Source organism: Stenotrophomonas sp. YJH_SMC_48-3, from assembly GCF_059369375.1.
Genome location: NZ_JCAFSQ010000010.1, coordinates 36,679 through 61,421 on the forward strand (window position 1 = coordinate 36,679; position 24,743 = coordinate 61,421).

Annotated in this window: 22 protein-coding genes; 8 read left to right on the top strand and 14 right to left on the bottom strand. The window is 65.9% G+C overall.

The window, feature by feature from the left end; translation table 11 throughout:
• Positions 1 to 51: 51 nt before the first annotated feature.
• Positions 52 to 3,171: a discoidin domain-containing protein gene (locus AC5P65_RS15695; protein WP_495215710.1), complete on the bottom strand. Its 3,120-nt coding sequence runs from the start codon at positions 3,169 to 3,171 to the stop codon at positions 52 to 54.
• Positions 3,172 to 3,393: 222 nt separating this feature from the next.
• On the opposite strand from AC5P65_RS15695, the gene AC5P65_RS15700 reads away from it, so the two are divergent.
• Positions 3,394 to 3,693, top strand: coding sequence for a hypothetical protein (locus AC5P65_RS15700; protein WP_197576056.1), 300 nt, complete (start codon positions 3,394 to 3,396; stop codon positions 3,691 to 3,693).
• An 83-nt stretch (positions 3,694 to 3,776) separates the two neighbouring features.
• On the opposite strand, the gene AC5P65_RS15705 is transcribed toward AC5P65_RS15700, so the two are convergent.
• Complete coding sequence (locus AC5P65_RS15705; RefSeq protein ID WP_495215711.1) at positions 3,777 to 4,853, bottom strand: MBL fold metallo-hydrolase; 1,077 nt, start codon at positions 4,851 to 4,853, stop codon at positions 3,777 to 3,779.
• A 104-nt stretch (positions 4,854 to 4,957) separates the two neighbouring features.
• Between AC5P65_RS15705 and AC5P65_RS15710 the strand changes: the two genes are divergently transcribed.
• Complete coding sequence (locus tag AC5P65_RS15710) at positions 4,958 to 5,569, top strand: TetR/AcrR family transcriptional regulator (RefSeq protein WP_021202877.1); 612 nt, start codon at positions 4,958 to 4,960, stop codon at positions 5,567 to 5,569.
• On the opposite strand, the gene AC5P65_RS15715 is transcribed toward AC5P65_RS15710, so the two are convergent.
• Positions 5,566 to 7,512, bottom strand: coding sequence for an EAL domain-containing protein (locus AC5P65_RS15715; RefSeq protein ID WP_111103748.1), 1,947 nt, complete (start codon positions 7,510 to 7,512; stop codon positions 5,566 to 5,568). The genes AC5P65_RS15710 and AC5P65_RS15715 overlap by 4 nt on opposite strands.
• Positions 7,513 to 7,608: 96 nt before the next feature.
• Positions 7,609 to 8,325 carry an SDR family NAD(P)-dependent oxidoreductase gene (locus tag AC5P65_RS15720; protein WP_495215712.1) on the bottom strand — a complete coding sequence of 239 codons (717 nt, stop codon included), beginning with the start codon at positions 8,323 to 8,325 and terminating at the stop codon, positions 7,609 to 7,611.
• 90 nt (positions 8,326 to 8,415) lie between these two features.
• On the opposite strand from AC5P65_RS15720, the gene AC5P65_RS15725 reads away from it, so the two are divergent.
• Positions 8,416 to 9,219 carry an APH(3')-II family aminoglycoside O-phosphotransferase gene (locus AC5P65_RS15725; protein WP_495215713.1) on the top strand — a complete coding sequence of 268 codons (804 nt, stop codon included), beginning with the start codon at positions 8,416 to 8,418 and terminating at the stop codon, positions 9,217 to 9,219.
• Here AC5P65_RS15725 and AC5P65_RS15730 read toward each other — a convergent pair.
• A complete protein-coding gene (locus tag AC5P65_RS15730; RefSeq protein WP_188249773.1) occupies positions 9,192 to 9,617 on the bottom strand; it encodes a DoxX family protein in 426 nt (141 codons plus the stop codon). The two genes, AC5P65_RS15725 and AC5P65_RS15730, sit on opposite strands and share 28 nt — an antisense overlap.
• A 142-nt stretch (positions 9,618 to 9,759) precedes the next feature.
• Between AC5P65_RS15730 and AC5P65_RS15735 the strand changes: the two genes are divergently transcribed.
• From AC5P65_RS15735 to AC5P65_RS15745, 3 genes are all read left to right on the top strand, one after another.
• Positions 9,760 to 10,350 carry a TetR/AcrR family transcriptional regulator gene (locus tag AC5P65_RS15735; RefSeq protein WP_111103734.1) on the top strand — a complete coding sequence of 197 codons (591 nt, stop codon included), beginning with the start codon at positions 9,760 to 9,762 and terminating at the stop codon, positions 10,348 to 10,350.
• The gene (locus AC5P65_RS15740; protein ID WP_111103731.1) at positions 10,347 to 11,381 is read left to right on the top strand and encodes a DUF418 domain-containing protein; all 1,035 of its coding nucleotides are present in this window, start codon (positions 10,347 to 10,349) and stop codon (positions 11,379 to 11,381) included. The genes AC5P65_RS15735 and AC5P65_RS15740 overlap by 4 nt, the downstream gene beginning before the upstream one ends.
• 99 nt (positions 11,382 to 11,480) lie before the next feature.
• On the top strand, positions 11,481 to 12,521 hold the full coding sequence (locus tag AC5P65_RS15745) for an aminoglycoside phosphotransferase family protein (protein ID WP_180832251.1): 1,041 nt from the start codon (positions 11,481 to 11,483) through the stop codon (positions 12,519 to 12,521).
• Positions 12,522 to 12,653: 132 nt separating this feature from the next.
• Here the strand turns inward: AC5P65_RS15745 and AC5P65_RS15750 are convergent, their stop codons facing one another.
• The 7 genes from AC5P65_RS15750 to amaB form a co-directional block, all read right to left on the bottom strand.
• Entirely contained in the window at positions 12,654 to 13,541 is an 888-nt protein-coding gene (locus AC5P65_RS15750) for a DMT family transporter (protein ID WP_019661359.1), read from the bottom strand.
• Positions 13,542 to 13,573: 32 nt separating this feature from the next.
• Positions 13,574 to 14,635: a UDP-N-acetylmuramate dehydrogenase gene (murB, locus tag AC5P65_RS15755; protein ID WP_111103773.1), complete on the bottom strand. Its 1,062-nt coding sequence runs from the start codon at positions 14,633 to 14,635 to the stop codon at positions 13,574 to 13,576.
• 8 nt (positions 14,636 to 14,643) lie between these two features.
• A complete protein-coding gene (locus tag AC5P65_RS15760) occupies positions 14,644 to 15,699 on the bottom strand; it encodes a quinone-dependent dihydroorotate dehydrogenase (protein ID WP_111103729.1) in 1,056 nt (351 codons plus the stop codon).
• A gap of 8 nt (positions 15,700 to 15,707) precedes the next feature.
• Positions 15,708 to 16,478 carry a class I SAM-dependent methyltransferase gene (locus tag AC5P65_RS15765; RefSeq protein WP_495215714.1) on the bottom strand — a complete coding sequence of 257 codons (771 nt, stop codon included), beginning with the start codon at positions 16,476 to 16,478 and terminating at the stop codon, positions 15,708 to 15,710.
• A gap of 4 nt (positions 16,479 to 16,482) precedes the next feature.
• A complete protein-coding gene (locus AC5P65_RS15770) occupies positions 16,483 to 16,767 on the bottom strand; it encodes a DUF4190 domain-containing protein (protein ID WP_111099072.1) in 285 nt (94 codons plus the stop codon).
• 161 nt (positions 16,768 to 16,928) lie between these two features.
• Complete coding sequence (locus AC5P65_RS15775) at positions 16,929 to 17,738, bottom strand: SDR family NAD(P)-dependent oxidoreductase (RefSeq protein ID WP_111099073.1); 810 nt, start codon at positions 17,736 to 17,738, stop codon at positions 16,929 to 16,931.
• Between the two features lie 40 nt (positions 17,739 to 17,778).
• Complete coding sequence (gene amaB, locus AC5P65_RS15780) at positions 17,779 to 19,311, bottom strand: L-piperidine-6-carboxylate dehydrogenase (protein ID WP_111099074.1); 1,533 nt, start codon at positions 19,309 to 19,311, stop codon at positions 17,779 to 17,781.
• A gap of 526 nt (positions 19,312 to 19,837) precedes the next feature.
• On the opposite strand from amaB, the gene AC5P65_RS15785 reads away from it, so the two are divergent.
• Both AC5P65_RS15785 and AC5P65_RS15790 read left to right on the top strand, forming a co-directional pair.
• Entirely contained in the window at positions 19,838 to 21,190 is a 1,353-nt protein-coding gene (locus AC5P65_RS15785) for an undecaprenyl-phosphate glucose phosphotransferase (RefSeq protein ID WP_227844668.1), read from the top strand.
• A gap of 107 nt (positions 21,191 to 21,297) precedes the next feature.
• Positions 21,298 to 21,732, top strand: a complete 435-nt coding sequence (locus AC5P65_RS15790) for a low molecular weight protein-tyrosine-phosphatase (RefSeq protein ID WP_058982710.1) — start codon at positions 21,298 to 21,300, stop codon at positions 21,730 to 21,732.
• A gap of 66 nt (positions 21,733 to 21,798) precedes the next feature.
• On the opposite strand, the gene AC5P65_RS15795 is transcribed toward AC5P65_RS15790, so the two are convergent.
• Both AC5P65_RS15795 and AC5P65_RS15800 read right to left on the bottom strand, forming a co-directional pair.
• Positions 21,799 to 23,988 (bottom strand): YjbH domain-containing protein, encoded by a 2,190-nt coding sequence (locus AC5P65_RS15795; protein WP_188249957.1) that lies wholly within the window; start codon positions 23,986 to 23,988, stop codon positions 21,799 to 21,801.
• Positions 23,988 to 24,740, bottom strand: a complete 753-nt coding sequence (locus tag AC5P65_RS15800; protein WP_111103721.1) for a capsule biosynthesis GfcC family protein — start codon at positions 24,738 to 24,740, stop codon at positions 23,988 to 23,990. The genes AC5P65_RS15795 and AC5P65_RS15800 overlap by 1 nt, the downstream gene beginning before the upstream one ends.
• Positions 24,741 to 24,743: the final 3 nt, after the last annotated feature.

Here is a 24,743-nt window from a genome sequence, read left to right on the forward strand (position 1 = left end):
GTGGCCCGGCGCGACTTCTGCTTTTGTAGAGCCGAGCCATGCTCGGCTGCTTTACCAACGCGCTTCCAGCGTTCTGAACGGTTTCGCCAAGCGCACGCCCTCGGCGTCGAAGTCGGAAACGCTACGCCCATCCACACGCACCGTCTTCGGCATGGTGCGCGCCGGCCACCAGACCTTCAATGCCGTCCCGCTGCGCAACCCCTTGCCCAGCGTGACCGTCAGCATGCCGTCGCGCTGCCGCGCCTGCATCTGCAACGTGCCATACGCGGTCGGCAACCGCTCCACCGCCAATCCATCGCCTGCCACCCACGACGGTGGCGTGCCCGGCAGCAGTGAGAGGGCATCATCGTCTTCGCGCATCAGCATGCCGAACAGCGTGCGGCCGTACTCGGCACCAATCCAGGTATGCGGCATGTCGCCCAGGTAACGCGGGAAGCGCAGCCGTGAATGCACTACTTCGGCCAGCACCTGCCATTCAAGCGGACGCCGGTCATGAAGCAGGCCCTGGAGCAGCTCGTCAGCCACGTCTGGCTGGCCCAGGTGCACATAGCTCAGCACGTTGCGGATCTCGTACGGGGTGTACGCGTACAACGCACCAGGCTGGCTGCGCTTGCGCACATCGTCCAGATAGCGCGCGAAGGTGGTCCGCAGCGCCTCGGCGGGCAGCACGCTCTGTGCGCCGGTCGGGTCCAGTGCGATCGATACGCCCGTGGGATCGCCATCGCCCAGGTCGGCCGAGGAGGGAATGAAGTCGATGCCCTTCCACGCCATCGTCGCCCGGATCGAGGCACGCAGCGCGTCGTAAAGCAGTTTGTACTGTTCGCGTGCCCACGCTGCGGTCTCGTGGTCGCCCAGCGATTCGGCCAGCCACGCGCCGTCGTGCCAGCCCTTCAGGCCCCAATAGTCGTCCCAGTAGCTGTGGGTGGGAGACGGATAACCCTCATGGCTGATCGACGGCGCAAGAATGCCCGCGAAGCGCTCCGGCGCTGGCTGGTCGGCCTTGTAGCCGGGCACCAGCGTGCGCTCGCGCAGTTCCTGCAGAAAGCGCAGCGCCGCTTTCACTTTCGGCAGATAGGCACGTACCGACTCGGGCCCGCCATCGAGGCGCGCGACATCGGCCACCAGCGTCACGTACTGGCCCTGGCTGTCGTACTCGATGTCCGAGCCGAAGCCGGTATTGACGCTGCCATCGTCGTTGAGGATCGGCGAGACCAGGCCGTTGGCATGCACCCCGTGTTCGCTGTACCAGGCCAGGTAGTCGCGCGCGACGCGTGCTTCGCCCATGCGCAGCAGCACCGCCGAGGTGGCCATGCCGTCGCGGATGAAAGAGCGGTTGTAGTTGCGCGGGCCGGGCTGCATGGCCGGGCCGGTCTGGTTGATCAGCATGTAGGCGGCCTGCGCGCGCAGCATGTCGACCAGTGAGGGATCGGGCAGGCGCAGCCCGACCTGGCCCAGCCGTGCCTGCCAGTCCGCGGACGCCTGCGTGGCCAGGGAATCGAACGCCGCATTGGCATCGCGGGGCAGCGTGGCCAGATCGAGCGCAGGCGCTTCGGGCAGTGCGCCCTTGGTATCGGCGGCGGTAGTACCCAGCGGGAACGCGACCACGATGGCATCGCTGGCCCCCGGTGCCAGTGATACGCGGTAGTTCAACGCAGCCGAGGCAAGACCCTCGTCGTCGCGCGCCTGTTGCGTGGAGGGCAGCTGGCCGGCAGCGAGGGTCGCGGTGATTTCCGTTGCGCCATCCCTGCCAAACGGCGCCGCGCCGGACGCAGCCACCGGCGTGAGCGACTGCAGCAGCGTGCGTCCATTGATGCGCACCGCCTGCCCATCGATGGTCACATCGCGGATCGGTGACAGCCCGCCGTTCTGCCACGGCGGATTCATCTGCATCGGGCGCACGACCAGGCTGAGCGTGCCTTCGATCCTGGCGCTGCCCGTGTTGTGCAGGCGATGCCGCAAGAACGTTACCGGCTGGCCGTCGCGCTCGATGGCGAATACCTCGCTGCGCAGCTCCAGGCCGGGCTGCGGTGACCACGTAGCGGAGGGCATCGGTTTCCAGCCATCCCGCAACGCGTGCTGTATCGGCTGTCCTGCCGCGCCAGCGGCACGCCCGTCAGCGCCACGCCAGATCGGCTGCACCAGCGGCGCGCCCTTGAAGGCTTCCAGATTGCCGTATTCGTCGAAGATCGATTTCTGTCGTCCTGCGTGCACACCGACGGCGGTCCAGTAGGTCTGCTGCATCTGCAGCGATGCCGGGAACAACGCGCGCTGAGCGCCGCTGGCGGTGATCTGGTATCGCTTCATCGGCGTCATTACCGCCTTTGGCCCGAGCAGGCGCAGTCGCGCGACCTGCGGTGCGGGGCCGTCCACGCTCAGCCGGAACGCACGCAGGGGTTGTGCCGTGTCAGCAGCCAGCCAGCTTTGCCGATGATTGGCCGCCTGTGCATCGTGTGCGACGTCCTGCCAGCGGCCCTGTGCATCCTGCGCCTGCAGTCGCGCAGCGCCGCGCGCGCCATCGGCCCAGTCGACCACCAGGCCAGCCGTGGATTGAGCCTGCGGCAGCGTGATCTCGAGCGCATGGGATCCACCTTTTCCGGCCGGAACCGCAACGGTGCCGCCGCCTTGCCAGAGCGCGGCTGCCTGTGTTGCATCGACATCGGCGATGCGTGCGCTGAGCGTGCTGTCCAGCGGCTCCAGCTCGAAGATCGACACGCCCCAGTCGGAGGTGCGCTGCGGACTGGCCAGTCGTAGATAGCGCGCCTGCCGCGGCGCGAAGTACAGCGTTTCCACATCGCCCAGTGAATCGGCCATCGTGTACGCGGTCTGCCACTGCATGCCATCCATTGAGGTCTGCAGTGAATAGCCTTCCGGGTTGGAGACATCCCAGGTGAGGCGGGCGCCCGCCAGCTGGGTGGGCGCGCCCAGGTCGATCTGGAACCAGTGGCCGGGGCTGAAGGCGCCGCCGGTGACGGTCTTCGGATCGCCGTCGATCAGGTGGCCGATCGCCATCGCCGGCACCTGCTGCGAGGAACTGCTGGCCTGCCATTGGCTGCGCGGGGGGAGGGTCTGTGCCTGTGCGGCAGCGGCGAGGGCGGCCAACAGCAGGGTGGCGGCAGCTCGCCACGGAATGGCTGAGCGGGAGACCTTGGAGCGTTCGGCGCGCAATGTCATTACGTACAGCCTCGCAGGTTCGGCAGGTATCGGGCGAGCGCTACGCTAGCAAGGTATGTAATCGGTTACATGACGCGCTGCAATAGGTTGCGGATGATCCCCGGTCGCCTCCTTCGTGGGCTTGAGTCACGATTCATCGATGGGACTGACGCATGTGGCTCTGGACGCCTGCAGGCTAGGTCATACGCTGATTGATAGCGACCTCAGGTCTGAAATGGATTGATGGTGGAATTCAGCTTCACGCTGATGTATCGGGTGCCCGATACCGGAGAAGATCTCAGTGCATTTGAGCGATGTCTTGCAGAGTCGGGATGTGACGATGCATTGCTGGGCAGCGGTTTGCCGGGCATCTTGGCGTTGCGATTCTGGCGAGAGGGAACGGCCGCAAACGATGTCGCGCGTGACACATGCGCGCAGGTCCAGAAGGCGCTCCCGGAAGCCGAGTTGATAGCGGTGCATTCTGATGTCAGCGATGCTGCCAGCGTCTCTACCTGCAGTTTCGCCAGAGCTGAGCCTGCTTGACTTCCACTGAACACGTTTCAGAAGCAGCCGAGCATGGCTCGGCTCTACAGGGCCTTGGGATACATGACGCCCCGTCACGCCGGTTACAACTCCACCGTCTCCCACCAGCGCGTGCCCGCCTGCGGCGCCTGCATGTCCAGCGCTTCGCCCATCATCGGCGTGGCCACCGGCACGTTCTTCGCCGCGGCCAAGGCGGTGATCCGCTCGAACGGCTGCTGCCATGCGTGCAGGGCCAGATCGAAGGTGCCGTTGTGGATCGGCAGCAGCCACTTGCCGCGCAGGTCCAAGTGCGCCTGCAGCGTCTGTTCCGGCTGCATGTGCACGAACGCCCAGCGCGGATCATAGGCGCCGGTCTCGATCATGGTCAGGTCGAACGGACCGTACTTCTCGCCGATGGCCTTGAAGCCGTCGAAGTAGCCGGTGTCGCCGCTGAAGAAAATGCGGAAGTCACCGTCCTGGATCACCCATGACGCCCACAGGCTGCGGTCGCTGTCACCCAGCCCGCGGCCGGAGAAGTGCTGGCCCGGGGCCGCGGTCAGGCGCAGGCCGTTGGCTTCGGTGGATTGCCACCAGTCCAGCTGTTCGACCTTGCTGGCGTCCACACCCCAGGCAATCAGCTGATCGCCGACGCCGAGCGGGGCGATGAAGCGCGCGGTCTTGCCGGCCAGCTGCATTACCGCGGCATGGTCGAGATGGTCATAGTGGTTGTGCGAGAGGATCACACCGGCTATCGGCGGCAGCGCGTCGATGCTGATCGGTGGCGCATGGAAGCGGGCCGGGCCCATCCACTGCACCGGCGAGGCGCGCTCGGAGAACACCGGATCGGTCAGCCAGTACTGGCCACGCAGCTTCAGCAGGATCGTGGAGTGCCCCAGCCGGAACAGGCTGCGGTCCGGCGCGGCGTCCAGCGTGGCGCGGTCCAGCGGCTGCACCGGAATGGGGTGGGCCGGGACGGTGCCCTTGGGCTTGTTGAACAGGAACGTCCACCAGATCTCCGCACCGTCGCGCAGGCCCATCGCCGGACGGGGCAGGGCATTGCGGAACTTGCCATCACGGTACTGCGGCGAATCGGGGAAGTCGGGGAGGGACCAGGACTTGCAGAAGGTGTAGGCGGTCACAGCGAGGATTCCAAGCAGGAGGACAAGGAGCAGGCGCTTCATGGGTGACGTCCGCTGAGTACACTGCACAGTGTAGTTTCGTGTTTTTCAAAAGTACACTGTCCGGTGTAAAATGTGCGCATCCGTTCAGTTATCCGGTTTCTGCCATGCCCCGTGCCCCGCAACGCCTGACCGACCGCAAACGCGAGGCTATCGTGCGCGCGGCGGTGGAGGAGTTCCGTGCATCGGGCTACGAGGCGACCAGCATGGACCGCATCGCCGAGGTGGCCGGGGTCTCCAAGCGCACCGTCTACAACCACTTCCCGAGCAAGGAAGCGCTGTTCTCGATGATCCTGGAGGAGCTGTGGGAACGCAGCGTGGCCAGCGACGCACTGCCGTATCGCGCGGACCAGCCGTTGCAGGCGCAGCTGCTGCAGTTGCTGGGCCAGAAGCTGGAACTTCTCAGCGATGCCAACTTCATCGACCTGGCACGGGTGGCGATGGCCGAGGTCATCCACTCACCGGAGCGGGCGCAGGCCATCGTCTGCCGCATGGGCGAGAAGGAAAGTGGCGAGAGTGCCTGGATCCGCGCAGCAATTGCCGATGGCCGCCTGCGCGAGGTGGATCCGGACTTTGCCGGCCACCAGTTGCACGGCCTGGTGAAGAGCTTTGCGTTCTGGCCGCAGGTCACGATGGGGCAGCCACCGCTGACCGCGCAGGAACGTGCGCGCGTGGCCGAATCGGCGGTTGCGATGTTCCTGGGCTTCTACGCGGTCTAGCTGGCGGCGAAGCGACGGAACTCGTCGGCCGGCAGCGCCGCCGAGTACAGATAGCCCTGGCCGACATCCACGCCCAGGGCTCGCAGCTTCTGCTCCTGCGCCAGGGTTTCGGTACCTTCGGCCACCACGATCGCGCCGCAGCGGTGCGCGACCTCGACGATGAAGCGCACGATCGACTGTGACTTGGCGTCGGACAGCGTGGCGATCAGTGCCTGCTCGATCTTGACCTCGGCGATGGCCAGCTGCGAAAGCAGGATCAGGGTTGAATAGCCGGCGCCGAAATCATCCAGCGACAGGGTGACCCCGGCTGCCAGCAGCTGCGTGATGTTGGCATCGACCACGTCGCGCTCGACGATTTCGGTCCATTCGACGATCTCCAGGCGCAGCATCGGACCGGGGATGTCATGCAGTTGTAGCAGCTCCTGCAGGCGCAGGCCGAAGTCGGGCAGGCGCAGGGATTCGGCTGACACATTGACTGCGATGGTCAGCGCCGCGCCGTCCTGCCGGAAGTGCTGCAGGAAGTGCACCGCCGACTGCAGTGTGGCCCATTCCAGGTCTGCCAGCCGGCCCTGCCGGCGCAGCAGCGAGATCACCCGCATCGGTGCAATCGGCCGGCCTTCGCCATCGCGCATGCGCAGCAGCGCTTCGGCGCCGACCAACTGGCGGTCCTGCAGGCGATGCTTGGGCTGGTAGCACAGCGGTGCATCGCCCTGCTGCAGCCAGCGTTCGAGAGCGACTTCGATCAGGGCGTCGATCTCGCTGTCGCGCTGGATCGGGTCGTCGAAGAACACGACGCCCGATTCGATCGCACTCATCGTCAGGGTGATCGCCCGGAACGGCAGGTGACCGTCGTGTGTATCGGTGGGGGGCTTGAGTTCGACTACCGCGCAACGGAACAACGGGCGGAAACCCGGCCAATCGCGGCCCACCCGTTCGGCCAGGTTGCTGGCCAGCTCGGTGATCTGCGGTTGCGTACGTAGTTCGGACAAGGACAGGTCGCGCACCAGGATCGCCAGCGCGGCATCGCCGAACTGGTAGATCTCCAGTTGCCCGGTCGGCAGCGATGGCAGCAGCCGATGTACTTCTTCGGTGCTGTCGCGCTGCCACAGGCCGCTTTCCTGCAGCGGACCGTAGCGCAGGCGCAGATCGCGCAGGTTGCCCATCTCGGCCACGATCAGGCAGGCCTTGCCGAGGCCGTCGTTGTCTCGCCAGTACTGCTGCAGACGTTCGCCCAGCGCACGCATGTTGGGCAGGCCGCTGATCGGATCGATGCGCAGCCAGGCGTGTTCGCGCTGACGCTGTGCATCGATCTGCGCATCGTTGTAGACCAGTGCGAACACCGCGCCCAGCATCAGCAGTGACAGCGGCAGTGCCAGCAGGCGCTGGATTGCCAACTCCTCCACGGGTAGCTGATTGGCGCCGATGATTGCGACGCCCAGTGCCAGGCCCAACGCAGTGACGACGATACGCACGCCCCAGGCCTGCAGGATCATGCGCAGCGAGAGTTCATTGAGCATGCGCGGGTGCAGGCGCCTGCGCAGCCAGACGCCTGCCAGCATCTGCAGCGTGGCCTCGAGGCCGGCCGGCAGAAAATACTGGGTGCCGGCGAACTGGTAGCGGGCCAGCAGGCTGGCACCCAGGCAGGCCAGGCCGCCGCGCCAGCCGCCGAGCAGTCCGCTGACCAGCAGGATGTCGAAGCCGAGGTGCAGCTTGACCACGCCCTGGGTGTAGCGGGCTACGAACCAGGCGTTGAACAGGTAGATCAGGCCCAGCGCCACGCCCACGTACAGGCGGCGGCCTTCAATGGCATGGCCAGCGCGACGGGTGGCGATCAGCAGCACGCCGATCATGCCGATCACCGCCGTGGCCTGCAGCAGGTACAGCGGCAGGCTGGGCAGGCCGCTGTCCAGGACCTGGGCCGAGACCCGTGAAAGCGCATCCATAGCAGGTTCCCGCCTGTGACCGACGGCCAGTGAGGAGCAGGGTAAACCACAGGCGCCCGAGCGGCCACCAAGGGCCCCGGGCCGAGGCCTCTGCAGTCAGTAGCGCGGGTCGGCGATGGCCGGCAGCACCAGTTCGCGCACGAAGCCGGACGGCGACAGCTGCAGCAGCGCACGCACCATGGTCACCACGTCGTGTACCGGCACAAGTTCGCCATCGCCGCGTGCTGCGGCCTCCGCCACGGGAACCGACAGTACGTCGTCGGTGTTGAGGTAGCCCAGCTGCAGGCTGGTCACCGCCAGCCGGCGATCGCGGAAGCCCTCGCGCAGTGCATCGGCGATGCCGTTGAGCGCGAACTTGGATGCGCCGAACGCCACTTCCGGGCGGCCGCTGCGTGGCAGCGCCGAGGTCGAGCCGGTCAGCACCAGCTGCGGGCGTGGTGCGCCCAGTACCCGCGGCAGCAGGCGCTGCAGCAGCACCAGGGTGGCGGTGATGTTGACGTCGACCAGTTGGGTGAGCGCGGCATCGCTCTCGTCGAGGAAGGCGTACTCGTCGCTGAAGGCGGTCTCTTCCCAGATGCCCAGGTTGTGGATCAGCACATCCAGATCGGCCGGTGCCTGCGCTGCGATGTGATTGGCAGCCAGGGTGGGTTGGGACAGATCGGCCTCGATCCACTGCAGGGTGACGCCCTCGGGGCATTCAAGATCGCGCGGACGGCTGCGCGAAACGCCGATGACGGTGTTGCCCGCACTGCACAGGCCTTCCACGAACGCCCGACCCAGGCCCCTGCTGGCGCCGATGACCATCAATTTCATGTTGCTTCCTTCCATTGCGCGCTCTGCTGGGCGGTGTGCTTCGGGATCGGCGAGAATCCGTAGGGTCCCCAGCAACAGGAGCATCCCGACATGGGAGCACCCGATCCCTTCACTGATGGCATGCCGCTGCCGTTGGCGTGGCAGAAAGCGTTTGCCGATGCGCGCATCGAGCGGCAGTCGATCGGCGTGTCGCGTGCGGATGTTGCTCGTGTGCAGCAGCCAGGCCAGCCCGATGCCTTCGTGAAGTCGGAAGTGATCGACGCCTTCAGTGAGCTCGGTGATGAGATCGCGCGCCTGCGCTGGCTGCAGGAGCAGGGACAACCGGCGCCAACGGTAATTGCCACCGCCGAAGAAGCGGGCCGGCGCTGGTTGCTGATGAGCGCGCTGCCCGGCCGCGACCTGGCCTCGTCGCCGGAACTTGCGCCGCAGCAGTTGGTGGAACTGCTGGCTGACGCGCTGCGCAGGCTGCATGTGTTGCCGGTGGCAGCCTGTCCGTTCGACCAGCGATTGGCCTCGCGCTTGCAGGCCGCCGCCGCCCGCGTCGATGCGGGTCTGGTCGACGCCGATGACTTCGATGACGAGCGCCTGGGGCAGAGCGCACAGCAGGTGTTCGCCGAACTGTGCAGCACCCGGCCCGACCATGAAGATCTGGTGGTCAGCCATGGCGATGCGTGCCTGCCGAACCTGATGGCGGTCGAGGGGCGTTTCAGCGGTTTCATCGACTGTGGGCGACTGGGTGTTGCCGACCGCTACCAGGACCTGGCGCTGGCCGCGCGCAGCCTGGTCCACAACTTCGGCGACACGCGTTGGGTGGCGCCGTTGTTCCAGCGCTATGGCGCGGTGGCCGACGAGCGGCGGCTGGCGTTCTACCGGTTGCTCGACGAGTTCTTTTGAGCCCGCGCATGGCTGGCGATGGCCGCGCAGATCAGGCCACCGACCACGCTCAAGTGTTCCAGCGCGAAGAACAGGGCCAGCTGCTGTTCCGCGCCGTGCTTGGTCCAGAAGGTATGCACGACGGCGATGGTCAGCAGCATGAACACTGCCAGCGCGCCGCTGCCCAGCCAGAGCAGGCGATCTAGCAGCAGGCACAGTACGCCGCCCAGCAGCACCACCGCGCTGGCGAGGTTGAACAGCACAGGCGGCTGCAGCCCGGCGGCCTGCATTTCGGCCACGCTGTTGTCCCACGCCAGCAGCTTGGCCAGGCCCGAGGACAGGAACACCACGGCCAGCAGCAGCCGGGCGAGGAACCACAGCACGCGGCTGTCGAGCAGGGTGGTGATCATCCGTGGCATGCAGGAACTCCGGGTTGGGCATGGAACAGGTCGCGCAGCATCGGGCCTCAACCGCAGTTGAGGTCAAGGCCGGCTGAACGGAGTCCGATGGTGGCCAGGTCGACATCTACAAAATGGACGAACGTTCGTTCATGATTGTGGCATGAGCCGAATCGACCGCAACGAGCAGCGCGTGACCCTGATCCTGCAGGCGGCCCTGCGGTGCTTCCTCGCCAAGGGATTCCACCAGACCAGCATGCGTGACATCGCGCAGGCGGCTGGCGTCAGCCTGGGCAACCTCTACAACCACTTCCCGGGCAAGGAAGCGATCATCCTTGCAGTGGCAGTGGCCGAGAGCGAAGAACTGGCACCGTTGCTGCGTCGACTGGCCGCGTCCGAAGGCGAGCGCGCACAGGTACTGGGTTTCCTTCAGGACTTCCACGCACTGTGCCGCCAGCCGGAATGGGCGACGCTTGCCGTCGAAGTGCTGGCCGAGAGCGCACGCAATCCGGCCGTGGCCGAGGCATTTGCGGCCAATCGCAGGCAATTGCAGGCGACCCTGGCCGAAGCCCTGCAGCAGGTGGCACGGCGCGAACGTCGGCGTCCCGTGCTGGCCCCGGCATTGCAGGCGCAGGTGCTGCTGGATGCCATTGAAAGCGATGCGCTGCGTCGGGGGCTGGGCGAAGCCGATGGCATCGATGAGGCCTCGCTGGATCTTGGCCTGCTCGCGCTGCTGCTCGGGGCACGCGCATGAGTGCCGTTGACCGGCGATTGCACGGCCTTGATCTGGCGCGCTACCTGGCCCTGGCCGGCATGGTGCTGGTCAACTTCCGCCTGGCGATGGCCGTGCCGGCAGAGGGTGAGAGTTGGTTGGCAGGGTTCTTCCATCTGCTGGAAGGCAAAGCCTCGGCGACGTTCGTCACTCTGGCCGGTCTTGGCCTGGTGCTGGCCACGCAGCGGCAGGGGTGGTGGCCGGCCAGCGTGCAGACCTGGAGGCGCGCGCTGTTCCTGATGGTGCTGGGCCTGCTCAACCTGACTCTGTTCCCGGCCGATATCCTGCACTACTACGCGGTGTATTTCGCGTTGGCGGTGGTGTGGCTGCGTGCGTCGCCGCGGGTGTTGCTGGCCAGCATCGTGGGCCTGGCGGCGTGTTCGTTCTGGGCGTTGCTGCGCTGGGACTACAGCCAGGGATGGAACTGGCAGACGCTGGAATACGCCGACCTGTGGCAATGGCCGGGCGCGGCCCGCAACCTGTTGTTCAACGGCTTCCATCCGCTGCTGCCGTGGCTGTGCTTCTTCCTGCTGGGGATGCTGCTGGCACGCCTTCAGCTGTCGCAACCGCGGGTGCAGCGAGCATTGCTGGTGCTGGGGCTGCTGCTGATCGCGGCCGGCCATGGCGTGCAGCAGCTTGCGCAGGGAACGCCTTGGCAGGTGTGGCTGGGAACGCAGCCGATGCCGCCGGGACCGGCTTATGTGCTCACGGGTGCGGGTGCGGCCTGCAGTGTCATTGCCGCCTGCCTGTGGCTGACGCGTGTGCAACCCGGGGACTGGCTGGAGCCGTTCATCGCGGCCGGACGCATGACCCTGACCCTGTACGTGGGCCACATCCTGCTGGGCATGGGCACGCTGGAAAGCCTGGGCCTGCTCGATGGCAGCGCGTCGCTCGCATCGGTGCTGCTGTGGGCGATGCTGTTCCTGATGCTGGCGACCGGCGCGGCCTGGCTGTGGTCGTGGCAGTTCGCACGCGGCCCCCTGGAGATGGTGATGCGACGCATCGCAGGCTAGTTCTCTGGTCGCGGCGAGCTGATGTTGTGACGGACATGTCTGTGTCGCGGCGGATGCATCTGCGATAGTGGCAGCAGGCAATACTTTCCGCTTGCATCCATGTCATTCGCTTCGGCGCAGCATCTCGGCGAAGTCCTGCAACAATCCTATGGCATCACTGCCACCGCCGTGGTGCCACGCCCGGTGGGTGCCGACGCCAATGCCAGCGTGTATCGCGTCGATGCGCGGCACGGGCAGTGGTGGTTGAAATGCCGCACCTACCAGGTCGCCCCAGCGGTGTGGGACAGCCTGCATTGGCTGCGCGGCACGCTGGGTATCGATGAGATCGTTGCGCCGTGGCCAGCATTGACCGGCGGCGCATCGGTACAGCGGTGGGGGCTGCAGTTCACCCTGTTCCCTTATGTGGAAGGGCAGTCCGGATTCGAGGCGGCGTTGAGCCGCACGCAGTGGAAGCGGTTGGGCGAGGTACTGCGGCGCCTGCACGGCGCGCAACTGCCAGCGCAACTGCAGCAGGCGCTGCCGATCGTACGGCTGGAAACCGCGGCGCTGGAGACGGTCGGTCAATGGCTGGCCGGCGAAGGCCTGGCGGCCGCGAAGGACGGGCTGGGCCGCGCATTTGTTTCGGTATGGGACCAGCAGCATGCGCGCATCGCGGCGCTGCATGCGCAGGCACGGGAGCTGCTCGTGGCATTGCAGGACGTACCGGTAGATCTGCATCTGTGTCACACCGACCTGCATGCCGGCAACCTGCTGATGGGCAATGACGGGGGCCTGCACCTGATCGATTGGGACGGCCTTTCGCTGGCCCCGCGCGAGCGCGACCTGATGTTCATTGGTGCGGCGGTTGGTGGGCGCTGGGGGCGCGAGAATCCGCTGGGCTTCGAGGAGGGCTACGGCAGCGACCGCGGCGATCCGCGCTGGATCGCCTGGTACCGGCATTGGCGCATCCTGCAGGACCTGATCGAGTTCCAGCAGGTGCTGTTGGGCAGCGATGGCGAGGAGCGTTCGCCGCAGTTGCGCCGGCAGTCGTTGCACTATCTGGGCGAGCAGTTCGCGCCGGGCAATGTGTTCGATGCGGCGGAGCGGGTGTATCGCGCACTGGATCAGGTTCTGGGCCGCTGCCAGGATCGCCCCGGGTAGAGTCGACTGTTGGTCGACTGCTCTTCGATTGGAACAGGCGAAGCCCGCGCTGCGCGCGAGAGTCGACTAACAGTCGACTCTACCCAGGGCCTTTCCATGCACGGTCCATTGGCTTGTCCATGCAGGTGGTTCTTATTCGGCGGGCTTGGCCGCTGCAGAGGCCGCCGCGCTTGCAGCGCGGCGTGACAGCACGGCTTCGCGGTGGGCGATGTAGGCGTTGGCGGCGAGGATGATGCCGGCACCGATGATCGTCCAGCGGTCCACCGTTTCGTTGAACAGCAGCCAGCCGAACAGCGTTACCAGTGGCAGCTGCAGGAAGCTGATCGGGGTCAGGGCGGAGACTTCGCCCAGCCGTAGCGCGCGGGTCCACAACAGCTGGCCGACGGTGCCGAGCACGCCGGTGGCCAGCAGCCACAGCCACGCCATGCCGGAGGGCCAGACCCAGACGAACAGTGCCGGGACCAGCGACAGCGGCACCCAGAACACGTAGGTGTAGAGCACCACGGTGTCAGCGCTGTCGACACGGGTCAGCTGCTTGATCTGGATCGCCACCAATGAGCTGAGCACGGCGGCTGCCACCGCTACCAGGCTGCCCGCGGTGAAGCCGGCGGTACCGGGGCGCACGATCACCAGCACACCGATGAATCCAACCACCACCGCAGCCCAGCGGCGTACACGCACGGTCTCGCCCAGCCACAGCACGGCGGCGATGGTGACGAACAACGGCGTGGAGTACGAGAGGGAAACCGCCTGCGCCAGTGGCAGATGGCCCAGTGCCCAGAATGCGCACAGCATCGAACCCAGGCCAATCGCACTGCGCACGAAATAACGCGGCAGCTGCTGCGTTTTCAGTGGTGCATGGCCGGGGCGCAGCAGCATCGGCAGCAACGCGAGCAGGCCAAAGGCATTGCGAAAGAACGCCACTTCCTGGGTTGGTACGTACCGGGTGGCGTAGCGGATGGCGACGGCCATCAGGCCGAATGCCATCGTGCTGCCGAGCATCAGCAGCGCCGCCCGCATCGGGGTGGCGCTGGGGGAGAGGGCGGGGGTGTTCACCACTGTGCGCCGAGCAGGCGGGGCTCCGGTTCGATCGGCACGCCGAACTTTTCCAGCACCGAGGCCGAGATGCGTCGCGCAAGCGCCAGCAGCTCAGCACCGGTGGCGTTGCCGTGGTTGACCAGCACCAGCGCGTGGCTCGGCGCAACGCCGGCATCGCCTTCGCGGAAGCCCTTCCAGCCGCAGGACTCGATCATCCAGGCCGCAGAGACCTTGCGCTTGTCGTCCTGTTCGGCCGGGAACACCGGCAGCTCGGGGAAGTGCTGCAGCAGTACGTCTACCTGTTCCAGTGGCAGTACCGGGTTCTTGAAGAAGCTGCCTGCGTTGCCCAGCACATCCGGATCGGGCAGCTTGCGGCGGCGGATCGCGATCACCGCATTGGCCACGTCCACGGCACTGGGTAGCTCCACGCCCTGTGCCTGCAGTTCCTCACGGATGCCGGCGTAGTCCATGCGCAGGTCGTGCAGCAGCGGCAGCCTGAGCTCGATGGCGGTGATCAGGTAGCGATCGGGTTGCTGCTTGAACACGCTGTCGCGGTAGGCGAAGCCACACTGTTCGTTGTCCAGCCGCACCCAGGCCTGCTCCTGGCAGTCCCAGGCTTCAACGGCCTGGATGAACTCGCCGACCTGCGCGCCATAGGCACCGATGTTCTGGATCGGCGCGGCACCGGCCGTGCCGGGAATCAACGCCAGGTTCTCCAGGCCGGACAGGCCTTCCTGCAGCGACCACATCACCAGGCCATGCCAGGACACGCCAGCGCCGGCGCGGATCACCGCATGGTCGGCGCGGTGCTCCAGGAAGCTGATGTCCCGGTTGCCGAACACCAGCACGGTGCCAGGCAGGTCTTCGGCGATCAGTACGTTGCTGCCGCTGCCCAGCACCAGCAGCGGGCCGCTGGCCACCTCGGGCAGCGCCAGCACGTCCGGCAGCAGTGCGGCATCGTGCAGTTCCAGCAGCTGCGCGGCGCTGGCCTGCACGTGGAAGGTGTTCAGCGCCTGCAGCGGCGCATTGCGGGTGAGCGTCCAGCGCAGCGGGGCGTTGCCGTCGACGGTATCCATGGGCGCGCTCACAGTGGGGCCACCGCGCCGCGGCTCGGCGCTTCGCGGCGGCGACGGATCGCCTCCACGCATTCAGAGACCAACGCCGGGCCACGGAAGATCAAGCCGCTGTAGCACTGCACCAGCGCCGCGCCTGCGGCCATCTTGGCCACCGCATCGGCACCGGACAGGATGCCGCCGACGCCGACCAGCGGGACCGATTCGGGCAGGCGCGAACGCAGGCGGCGCAGTACCAGCGTGGACTGCTCCAGCACCGGCGCGCCGGACAGGCCGCCGGCTTCGTTGGCCAGCGGATCGCCGGCCACCTTGCTGTGGTCGATGGTGGTATTGGTGGCGATCACGCCGTCCACCTGCAGTTCGCCCAGTACGCGGGCGGCGGCATCGATGTCGCGCTCGCTCAGGTCCGGTGCCACCTTCACCAGCATCGGGACGCGGCGGCCATGCTGCGCGGCCAGTGCTTCCTGGCGGTCGCGCAACTGGCTGACCAGCTGGCGCAGCGCGGTCTCTTCCTGCAATTCACGCAGGCCGGCGGTGTTGGGCGAGGAGATGTTGACGGTGACGTAGTCCGCCAGCGGATAGACCTTGTCCAGGCAGGCGATGTAATCGTCCACGGCCTGTTCGTTGGGCGTGTCCTTGTTCTTGCCGATGTTGATGCCGAGCAGGCCGCGGCGGTTGCGCGCGCGCTCGACATTGCGCACCAGCGCGTCCACGCCCGCATTGTTGAAGCCCATGCGGTTGATGATCGCGTTGTGCGCCGGCAGCCGGAACAGGCGCGGCAGCGGATTGCCGGCCTGCGGGCGCGGGGTGATGGTGCCGATCTCGACGAAGCCGAAACCCAGCGCGAACAATGCATCGATGTGCTCGCCATTCTTGTCCAGGCCAGCGGCCAGGCCGACCGGATTGGGGAAGGTCAGCCCGAACACGGTGCTCGGCATCGGCGCGATGCGTCCGGCCAGCAGCGGCGTGGTGCCGGTGCGATAGGCCAGGTCCAGTGCGGACAGGCCGAGGCCGTGGGCGCGCTCGGCGTCGAGCGAGAACAGGAAGGGGCGGGCAAGCGAATACATGCGTCGGTTCAGTCCAGCGTGCCGAGGAAGGCTCGGGTTCGATATTCAAAAGCAACCTGGCCGTCGACCGCGTGGGCGGCGAACAGGTCCTGCAGGGCGGCGATCATCGGCGCATGGCGCGGATGACCGGCTTGGGGTGCGTAGGAGGAGGACAGCAGGCGCCCGCGCAGGGCGTCGAAATCCAGATGTTGCACGTTCGGCAGCTGCACCATGCCGCGCAGGCCGGGGCCGAACCAGGCCTGCATGGTGGCGTCGTCCTGGTAGCGCTCGGCAACGGCGGTGTAGTCGGTGCCGTAGTCCAGCAGCAGCTGCTCGTAGCCGACCAGGAACGGGCTGGCATCGAGCAGGCGCGAGTTCCAGTAGATCAGTGCCAGGCCACCCGGACGCAGGATGCGCTGCCACTCGGCGCGCACCGCCACGGTGTCGAACCAGTGGAAGGCCTGCGCGACGCTGACCAGATCGATGCTGGCATCGTCCAGTGTGGTGGCCTCGGCGCGGCCATCCACCGCACGGAACTGCGGGTACTGCGGTGCCAGCCATTCCTCGGCCGCGCCCCGCATGGCGGCGTTGGGTTCAACCGCGACTACTGGATGGCCGCTGGCCAGGAACAGGCGACTGGAAATACCGGTGCCGGCGCCGATGTCGGCGACCACGGCCTCGTGGCTGACGCCCATCGGGCCATGCAGCCACTCCAACAGTGCGGGCGGGTAACCGGGCCGGTAGCGGACGTAGTCGGCAACGCGGCTGCTGAAGCGTTCAGTGCTGTCGGAGGCAGTCATGGCGTCACTTCGACACTGCCGCCAGCCATGCCAGGCCGCCGAAGAACAGGATGAAGACCAGGATGGCGGCAAGCACGGCGCCGACCATGACCCAGCCCAGCACAAGGCCGGTAACGGCCATGCCATCGCCTTCCAGTTCATGCGGGCGGCGGCGGATCTCGGCGCGGGCCATGTGGCCGGTGATGATGGCCACGATGCTGGCCACGAAGGGCAGGACGGTCCAGCTGGCGATGCCCATGACCAGGCTGACCACGGCCAGGGCGCTTGTCTGTCGGGGTGCCACGCTCATCGGGGTCCTCTTTGGCAGTGTGCACATGATAGTGCCTCTGCCCGGGCAATCCCATGGGCAGTGCCCTGTAGAGCCAAGCCCATGCTCGGTTGCCCCCTTGGGCTGATGCGGGATCGACCGCGTCTTGCGTGCAAGCCGAGCATGGGCTCGTCTCTACAGATTCAGCCCATCAACACCTGGCCGCCATCCACGTTGAGCACATGGCCGGTGACCCAGCGCGCCAGCGGCGAGCACAGGAACAGGGCGGCGTCGGCGATCTCACGCGGGTGGCCGAAGCGGCCGAACGGGATCTTCGCCAAGGTGCCGTGGTACAGGGCGGGGTCTTCGGTGCGGCGGCGGTCCCACAGGCCGTCATCGAACTCGATCGAGCCCGGTGCGATGGCATTGACCCGGATCCGGTCCTTGGCCAGCGCCAGCGCCTGTGACGTGGTGTAGTGCGAAAGCGCGGCTTTGGCCGCGGCGTACGGCGCGCCACCGGGGCGCGGCTGCTGCGCGGCAATCGACGACAGATTGAGGATGCAGGCGTCGCTGGAGGCACGCAGCCATGGCAGTGCCAGGCGCGAGGCGCGCACGGCCGCCATCAGGTCGATCTGCAGGCTGGCGGCCCAGCCGTCCTCGTCGTCGACCATGCCGTAGCCCGTGGCATTGTTGACCAGCACATCGATACCGCCGAGGGCATCGGCGGCGGCCTGCAGCCAGGCCTGGATCTGGCCGGGATCGGCCAGATCGATAGAGAACGCGTGCAGTTCGAAGCCCTGCGCCCGTGCATCGGCACGCAGGGCATCCAGGCCGGCCTGGCCGCGGGCGCAGGCCGAGACCTGCGCACCGGCACCGGCAAAGGCCAGCGCCATCTCACGGCCAATGCCCTTGCTGCCGCCGGCGATCAGCACGCGGCGGCCGGTGAAATCAATCACCGGCTTGCCACCCTGTAGTGCCGAGCCATGCTCGGCTGCATTTCCTGCGGTGTTCATGGCGCATCCTGCCGGGCATGGCCCCGCACTACAGAAAGCGTTACAGGTCGAACTTGATGCCCTGGGCCAGCGGCAGCGAATCCGAATAGTTGATGGTGTTGGTCTGGCGGCGCATGTAGACCTTCCACGCATCCGAACCGGATTCGCGGCCACCGCCGGTGTCCTTCTCGCCACCGAAGGCGCCGCCGATCTCCGCACCGGACGTGCCGATGTTGACGTTGGCGATGCCGCAGTCGCTGCCGGCGGCCGACAGGAACTTCTCGGCGGTCTTCAGGTTCTGGGTGAAGATCGAGGACGACAGGCCCTGCGGCACGCCGTTCTGCATGTCGATGGCTTCGTCGAGGGTGTCGTACGGCATCACGTACAGGATCGGCGCGAAGGTCTCGTGCTGGACCACGGCGTCGCTGTTCTTCAGACCGGAGACGATGGCGGGCAGTACGAAGTTACCCGGTCGATCGATGCGGGTGCCGCCGGTTTCGATGGTGCCGCCGGCGGCCTTGGCCTGGGCGATGGCATCGAGGAACTGCTGTACGGCGCCTTCGCTGTTCAGCGGGCCCATCAGGTTGGCGGCATCGGTCGGGTCGCCGATCTTGCCTTCCACCTGCTTGTAAGCCTTGACCAGGGTGGCCAGTACGTCGGCGTAGATCGAGCGGTGCACGATCAGGCGGCGGGTGGTGGTGCAGCGCTGGCCGGCGGTGCCGACCGCACCGAACACGATGCCCGGCACGGCCAGCTTCAGGTCGGCGGTTTCGTCCAGGATGATGGCGTTGTTGCCGCCCAGTTCCAGCAGGCAGCGGCCAAGGCGGCGCGCAACCTTCTCGTTGACGGTGCGGCCGACCTGGGTCGAGCCGGTGAAGCTGATCAGCGGCACGCGGCGGTCATCGACCATCTTCTCCGACAGCGCGGTGCCGGCATCGTTGATGAGGAAGAAGATGTCCGGGAAACCGGCTTCGCGCAGGGCCTCGTTGCAGATCTTCAGCGAGGCGATGGCGGTCAGCGGGGTCTTGTTGGACGGCTTCCAGATGCAGACGTCGCCACAGACGGCGGCCAGGAACGAATTCCAGCTCCACACCGCGACCGGGAAGTTGAAGGCCGAGATGATGCCGACCAGGCCCAGCGGATGGTACTGCTCGTACATGCGGTGGCCGGGGCGCTCGGAATGCATGGTGTAGCCGTACAGCATGCGGCTCTGGCCCACGGCGAAATCGGCGATGTCGATCATCTCCTGCACTTCGCCGTCGCCTTCCGGCTTGCTCTTGCCCATTTCCAGGGCGACCAGCGAACCCAGCGCATCCTTGTGCCTGCGCAGCGCTTCGCCGCACAGGCGCACGGCCTCACCGCGGCGCGGGGCAGGCGTGGTGCGCCAGACCTTGAAGGCTTCCTGCGCGCGGGCGACGACGGTCTCGTACTCGGCCTCGGTGGTCGCGCGGACCTGTGCGATCGGCTCGCCGGTGGTCGGGTTGACCGGGGTGATCAGCTCACCACTGGTCGCGCTCGACCACTCCCCGTTGCCCAGGTACGTGCCAGCGTTGATCGCGTCCAGGCCAAGGGACTTGAGCAGCTCGGAAGACATGCAGACTCCTGTGTTTCGTTACGTTGTTTGGCGCCATCGCGGGCAGGTGGGGGACGCGATGAACAGAACCGCCGATGGTAGCAGAGGGTGGTGGTTGGGCTTTGGTGCGGTGCGGGGTGGCCCCCCGGCGCCAGCGGACCGACATGAGGCGCGCAATCGCGTTCCTTTATTGACGCGAAATGACGCATGTTGATTCAAATTGACACAGTTGGGATTTTCATTTTTTTCAATGGCTTAGGTCCAACTGATGACGCCTTTCCAGGTCTGTGTCTTAACGGAATTCCTATCTTTTGGTCAAAATTTCATCCACAATTCCTCCACATTTGATTGAAACAACCTCGATGATTCCGTGCTGGCTGGGGAGTCCATGCACGTGGGCACTGGTTCCGCGCCCCCTCGAGCCGAGATATGGAGAAGTGCATTGCTACATGGATCAGTAGAAGACCTTCCCGCAGAGCGGGCCCGGGCGGGCCGCCGCCGTGTTGAAGCGCGCGCTGCCCTGGAGTTGGGGTTGCGCTTGGGCGACATGTTGTTGCTGCCGGGGATGGCAGTGCTTTCTCACTTTCTTTTGTACGGAACAGGTGCGCCGGATTCTTCCCAGCGAATCGTATTTGGTGCGGTGGTTCTCAGCGCTGTCGTTTGCTTCTCGGTCGCGCCGTTGTATCGGAACTGGCGGATGCGAGGGCTTCTCGCTGATCTCTGGCTGCTGCTGTTGGCGTGGTCTGCCACTTTTGCGCTGTTCTCGCTCTACGTCGTCCTGGTCGGGCTTGCCGATGTGGTGCCGTCGACGTGGCTGATTGGCTGGTATGCCTTTGGCCTGGGATCGATGGCGGCGCTGCGTGTGCTGCTGAGGGTGCAGTTGCATCGGCTGCGCTCGCGTGGGATGGACCGCGAACGGGTCCTGCTGGTCGGACTTCGCGCCCCGGCCCTGAAACTGCACCGCCTGCTGCGTGGCAAGCCGGAGCTGGGCAAGGAAGTCATTGGCTACTTCGCCGGTGCAGGCGATATCGCCACCCGCCGTGGCGGTGATGCGCCGCGCCGACTGGGCTTGCTGGCTGAGGTCCCGCAGTACATGGATCAGCATCGGGGTGAGTTCGATCAAGTCTGGGTGTCGATGCCGATGGGGGATGCCGCCGCGGTCAGGGACATGCTCAAGCAGATCGAGCGATTTCCGGTGCCTGTGCGTCTGATCCCTGATACCACGGGCCTGGGGGCGCTCAACCCCGGTCTGCACCAAGTGGGTGATGTGCCGATGATCGGTGTGCGGCAGGGCTTGGCAGACCACCGGTTTCGCCTGTTCAAGCGGATCGAGGACATCCTCGTGGCTGGTGTCGCGGTGGTCCTGCTGGCGCCGTTGTTTGTCGTGCTCGCCATTGGCGTGAAGCTGAGTTCGCCCGGGCCAGTGCTGTTCCGCCAGAAGCGTCACGGGCTGGGTGGCAAGGAGTTCTGGATGCTCAAGTTCCGCTCCATGCGCGTGCATGCAGAGGGAGAGGGGCAGATTACCCAGGCTAGGCGCGGTGATCCGCGAGTCACCCGGTTCGGCGCCTTCCTGCGCCGCAGCAGCCTGGACGAACTGCCGCAGTTCTTCAACGTGCTGGGTGGAAACATGTCGGTGGTCGGGCCGCGCCCGCACGCGATCCAGCACAACAACCACTACGAGCGCGTGATCGAGCGCTACATGCATCGTCACTACGTCAAGCCTGGGATTACCGGCTGGGCGCAGGTGCACGGCCTGCGTGGCGAGACGCCGGAGCTGCGCTCGATGAAGAAACGCGTGCAGTACGACATCGATTACATCCGGCGCTGGAGCCCGACGCTTGACGTGCGGATCATTGTGCTGACCGCGCTGAAGGTGCTGGGGCAGAAATCGGCGTATTAGTGCAAGGTTTGCGCCGGGATGCGTCGGTAGGCTCGTGTGGATGCATCTGGGTGGCAGCAGCGCGCTGCATTTCTCGTGTATTGAAGAACTGATGGAAACCGTTGTCCGTGTTCAAGAATATTCTGGTTGTGTGTGTCGGCAACATCTGCCGTAGCCCGTCGGCGGAAGTGATGCTGCGTGAGGCTGTGAGCGGCAAGGGCATCACAGTGTCCTCGGCCGGCCTGGGGGCCCTGGTTAACCACGGTGTGGATGCTACCGCGCAAGCACTGTTGACCGAGCATGGCCTGGATGGCAGCAGCCATCGTGCGCGGCAGATCGACCGGAGCATCCTTGCAGCTTCGGATCTGGTACTGGTGATGGAGCGCAAGCATGTCCATCGCATCATCGAAATCGCGCCGGAGGCGTCGGGCAAGACCTTCCTGCTGGGCAAGTGGCAGTCCGATCGCGAGATTCCCGATCCTTATCGCCAGCAACGTGCTGCATTCGAGCACGTTTACACTCTGATGGATGAGGGGGTGAAGAGCTGGGTGCGTTACCTCTGATTGCACAAGCCCTTGGAAATTGCGCTGCGGATGAAAGGCCGGGGGCTGTCAGGCGCCCGGCCTTTCTCATTCCCCGACGTTACGCAGATTGTCATAGAAGAAGCGTTCATCGCGGTCACCCGTCATGCCGTACAGGCCATACTTGCGGCCGAGCATGGCGCCGCCATCGCGGATCAGCGGGTTCCAATTGAAGGCCGCACGGCCGCGCGTGGAGCGTGGCAGGAATCCATCGAGCGGAATACTGAAGTAGATGCCCTTGTCGAAGCTGCCTTCGCCGAAATCGCGTGCCGATACGTTGGTCTTGGTTGCATAAGCGCCCATAGTTACGCCGTTGTCGAACACGCGGGCCAGGTCCAGAGTGGCACCCTTGTCGCCGGCCAGGTACTGGCCCACCGACAGCGAGCCGATGATGCGTTCACGGGCGTCGAAGGCATAGTAGAGCGTGGCGTGGCCGGTGGTGACCCTATAGTCGCGGAGGCCCCAGTGCTGATCGTAGTCGCGCTGCTGCACCCGGTTGAGATTCGCGCCAACCGCCCAGCGCTCGCCGCTTGGGCGATACAGCAGTTCGCCGCCGACGCCGGCATACATCCACTCCAGGTAGCCTGCGTAGGCGATGCCATACAGGTCCGGTGCCAGCCGTCCGGCGATGTTGGCCTGCAGATTGGGCAGCATGATGTCGGAGGTGGTCAGGTACTGGCGGATGTCCGTCCGCACGCGTGGCAGGCGGCTTGGGGCGTTGTACTTGAACTTGTGGTAGTTGTTGGTGACATCAGCACTGACGGTGCCGGTCAGCCAGATGTTGTCGCGCAGGAACAGGCTGCCCGAGTAATTGGCTGCGATCTGGTACAGGATGAAGCCATCAGGGCCGCCAAGATTCTGCCGGTAGCCGATGTTGAAGCCGCCGCCGAATGGGTTGCGCTTGGGCGTGTACAGCGTTTCGCGCGCGAGCGCGCCGGGCGCCTGCAGTTCCGTGCTCCGCCGCAGTACGTCTTCGCTGACTGTGCCATCCAGGTACCCCGCGAACGCATCGCGGTTGATTGACAGATCGGCGATCGGCATGCCCACGCGGGTGGTGCGCAGGGTGAACCAGTCGTAGTCATCGCCGGTCGCGTTGGCAAGAATGCGCGTCGCGCGTCCAAGGCCCTTGGCAGGATGCAGGTAGCGGGTCTGGTAACCGTCGACATAGAGTTCGTCGCCGCGGCGCGAAATGCGTTCGACACGGAACCCGGCATTGCGCTGCAGTTCGGTGCTGATTGCTGCCCAGTCGGTACTGGTGCCAGGAGCGGCACCAGAAGCGTCGCTGCTGGCGACTGATGCGCGCTGATCGGCGGCGGTTGTCGCGGGCAACAGCCGCTGCGGTGGCGGGTCGAACGGCTTCGGCGCAGCTGGCGCGTTGCCGGGATTGCCACGCAGGGTGAGCGAGAACATCGCCGCGTCGCCGCGCTCCCAGGCTGCAGTCAGTTCGACATTGCGGTTCGGCACATAGACCAGCCCCACGTTGAATGGCGTGCGCTGGCGGAGGTTGTTGTTTCGCGGTTCACGCCGGTAGTCGTTGCCGTCGTATTCCACTTTGAGCAGCAGCTCATCCATCGGCGTCTGGTAGGTGATGCCGCCGAAGATACCGACCGGCCCCTTGAACATGTTGCTCAGGCCGAACTTTCCGGACTGCGTGATGTCGCTGTTGGCAATGGAGCGCCGGTCTTTGAAACGATCATCGATGGCGCCCAGTGGGTTCGAGAAATCGCCGCGATTGCCGATGTATCCGGTGGCAAGTCCGATCGAGGCATCGATCGGGCCGAAATTCTTGTTAGCAACCAGGTATTCGCTGGAAAAGAATCCGGTGCCGCCCAGATCGCGCACACCAAAGGCAAGCTGCGGGAGCAGGCGTGATTCCTGCCACAGGCGCAGTTTGAAGTCGATCGACTTGTCCTTGTAATGCTGATCGCCGGCAATGCTAGGCCCGTACAGCAAATTGTTGACGTTGATGTAGCGGAATGAGGCCTCCAGCCACGGGAATGGCTGAAGTGTCAGGTTGTAGCGAGCGTAGGGGGCGTTGTACGACGCAGTGAAGCTCAGGTCTCCGTCGCTTGCCATGCGCGCGGTAGGTGTCTGCAGAAGACCGATCCCACCCCATTCGTTGGCAGTGGGAGGCGGTGCCTCCTGGGCATGCAGTGCGCAGGACAGCGACAACGCAAGCGCGCTCAGTGCAAAACGGGCGGGGCGCACTGGGTGCGCGCGCAGGCAGGACTGGATCATCACGGGTTGACGGGCTGGGTGGCGATGAACGCGGCGAAATCGCTGTTGAACAGCGGGTCGATGCGCTTGATCAGGGAGGCGCGCACGGGCACGAAAACCGTACCCCCGGGCGCGACAGCCTGGGAATCTGCGCGGTTCCACAGGCCGATGCCCAACTGCTGGATTCGCCCGTCGGGCTGGATCACGTAGATGTCGTTGCGGTCGGCAAGGGGACTGGGATGACAGTCACGCAGATAGTCGCGTGCATCGCGATGCGGACCGTGTGGCAGCTCGCACTCCTGCTCCACTGCGCCCATGACAGTGACGGTGCGTGGCCGTAGCGGAAACCGCAGCCTGTCACCTGTGGCTAGCACCGGGTTGTTCGCAGGCTGGACCTGGATCAGTCGCGCGGGCCCGGATATGGGCGTCCGGCCGGTGGCCGGATGTGTCTCCAGCCAGGTCTGCAATGCCTGTGCGAGCGTCACGACCTCTGCGTCGGCAGACTCTGCCAGCTGCCCGGCGCCATACTGCAGCCCCGCGCGCAGCCGCACCTGGGCCGGCAGGGCCTGCGGGCGTTCGAGACTTGCCCCCAGCAGGTAGGCGTCGGCCTTGGGACGGGCCAGCAGCAGGCCGTCGGCCAGACGGGCGCCGGTACGCAGCTCGTACTGCCCTGCTGCTTCAACGGCACCTTCGATATGTACCTGCGCGGCTTGGACGCCAGTGGCAGCGAACAGCGCGGCAAGCACTACCAGGTTGATAAATCTGAACGTCATGGC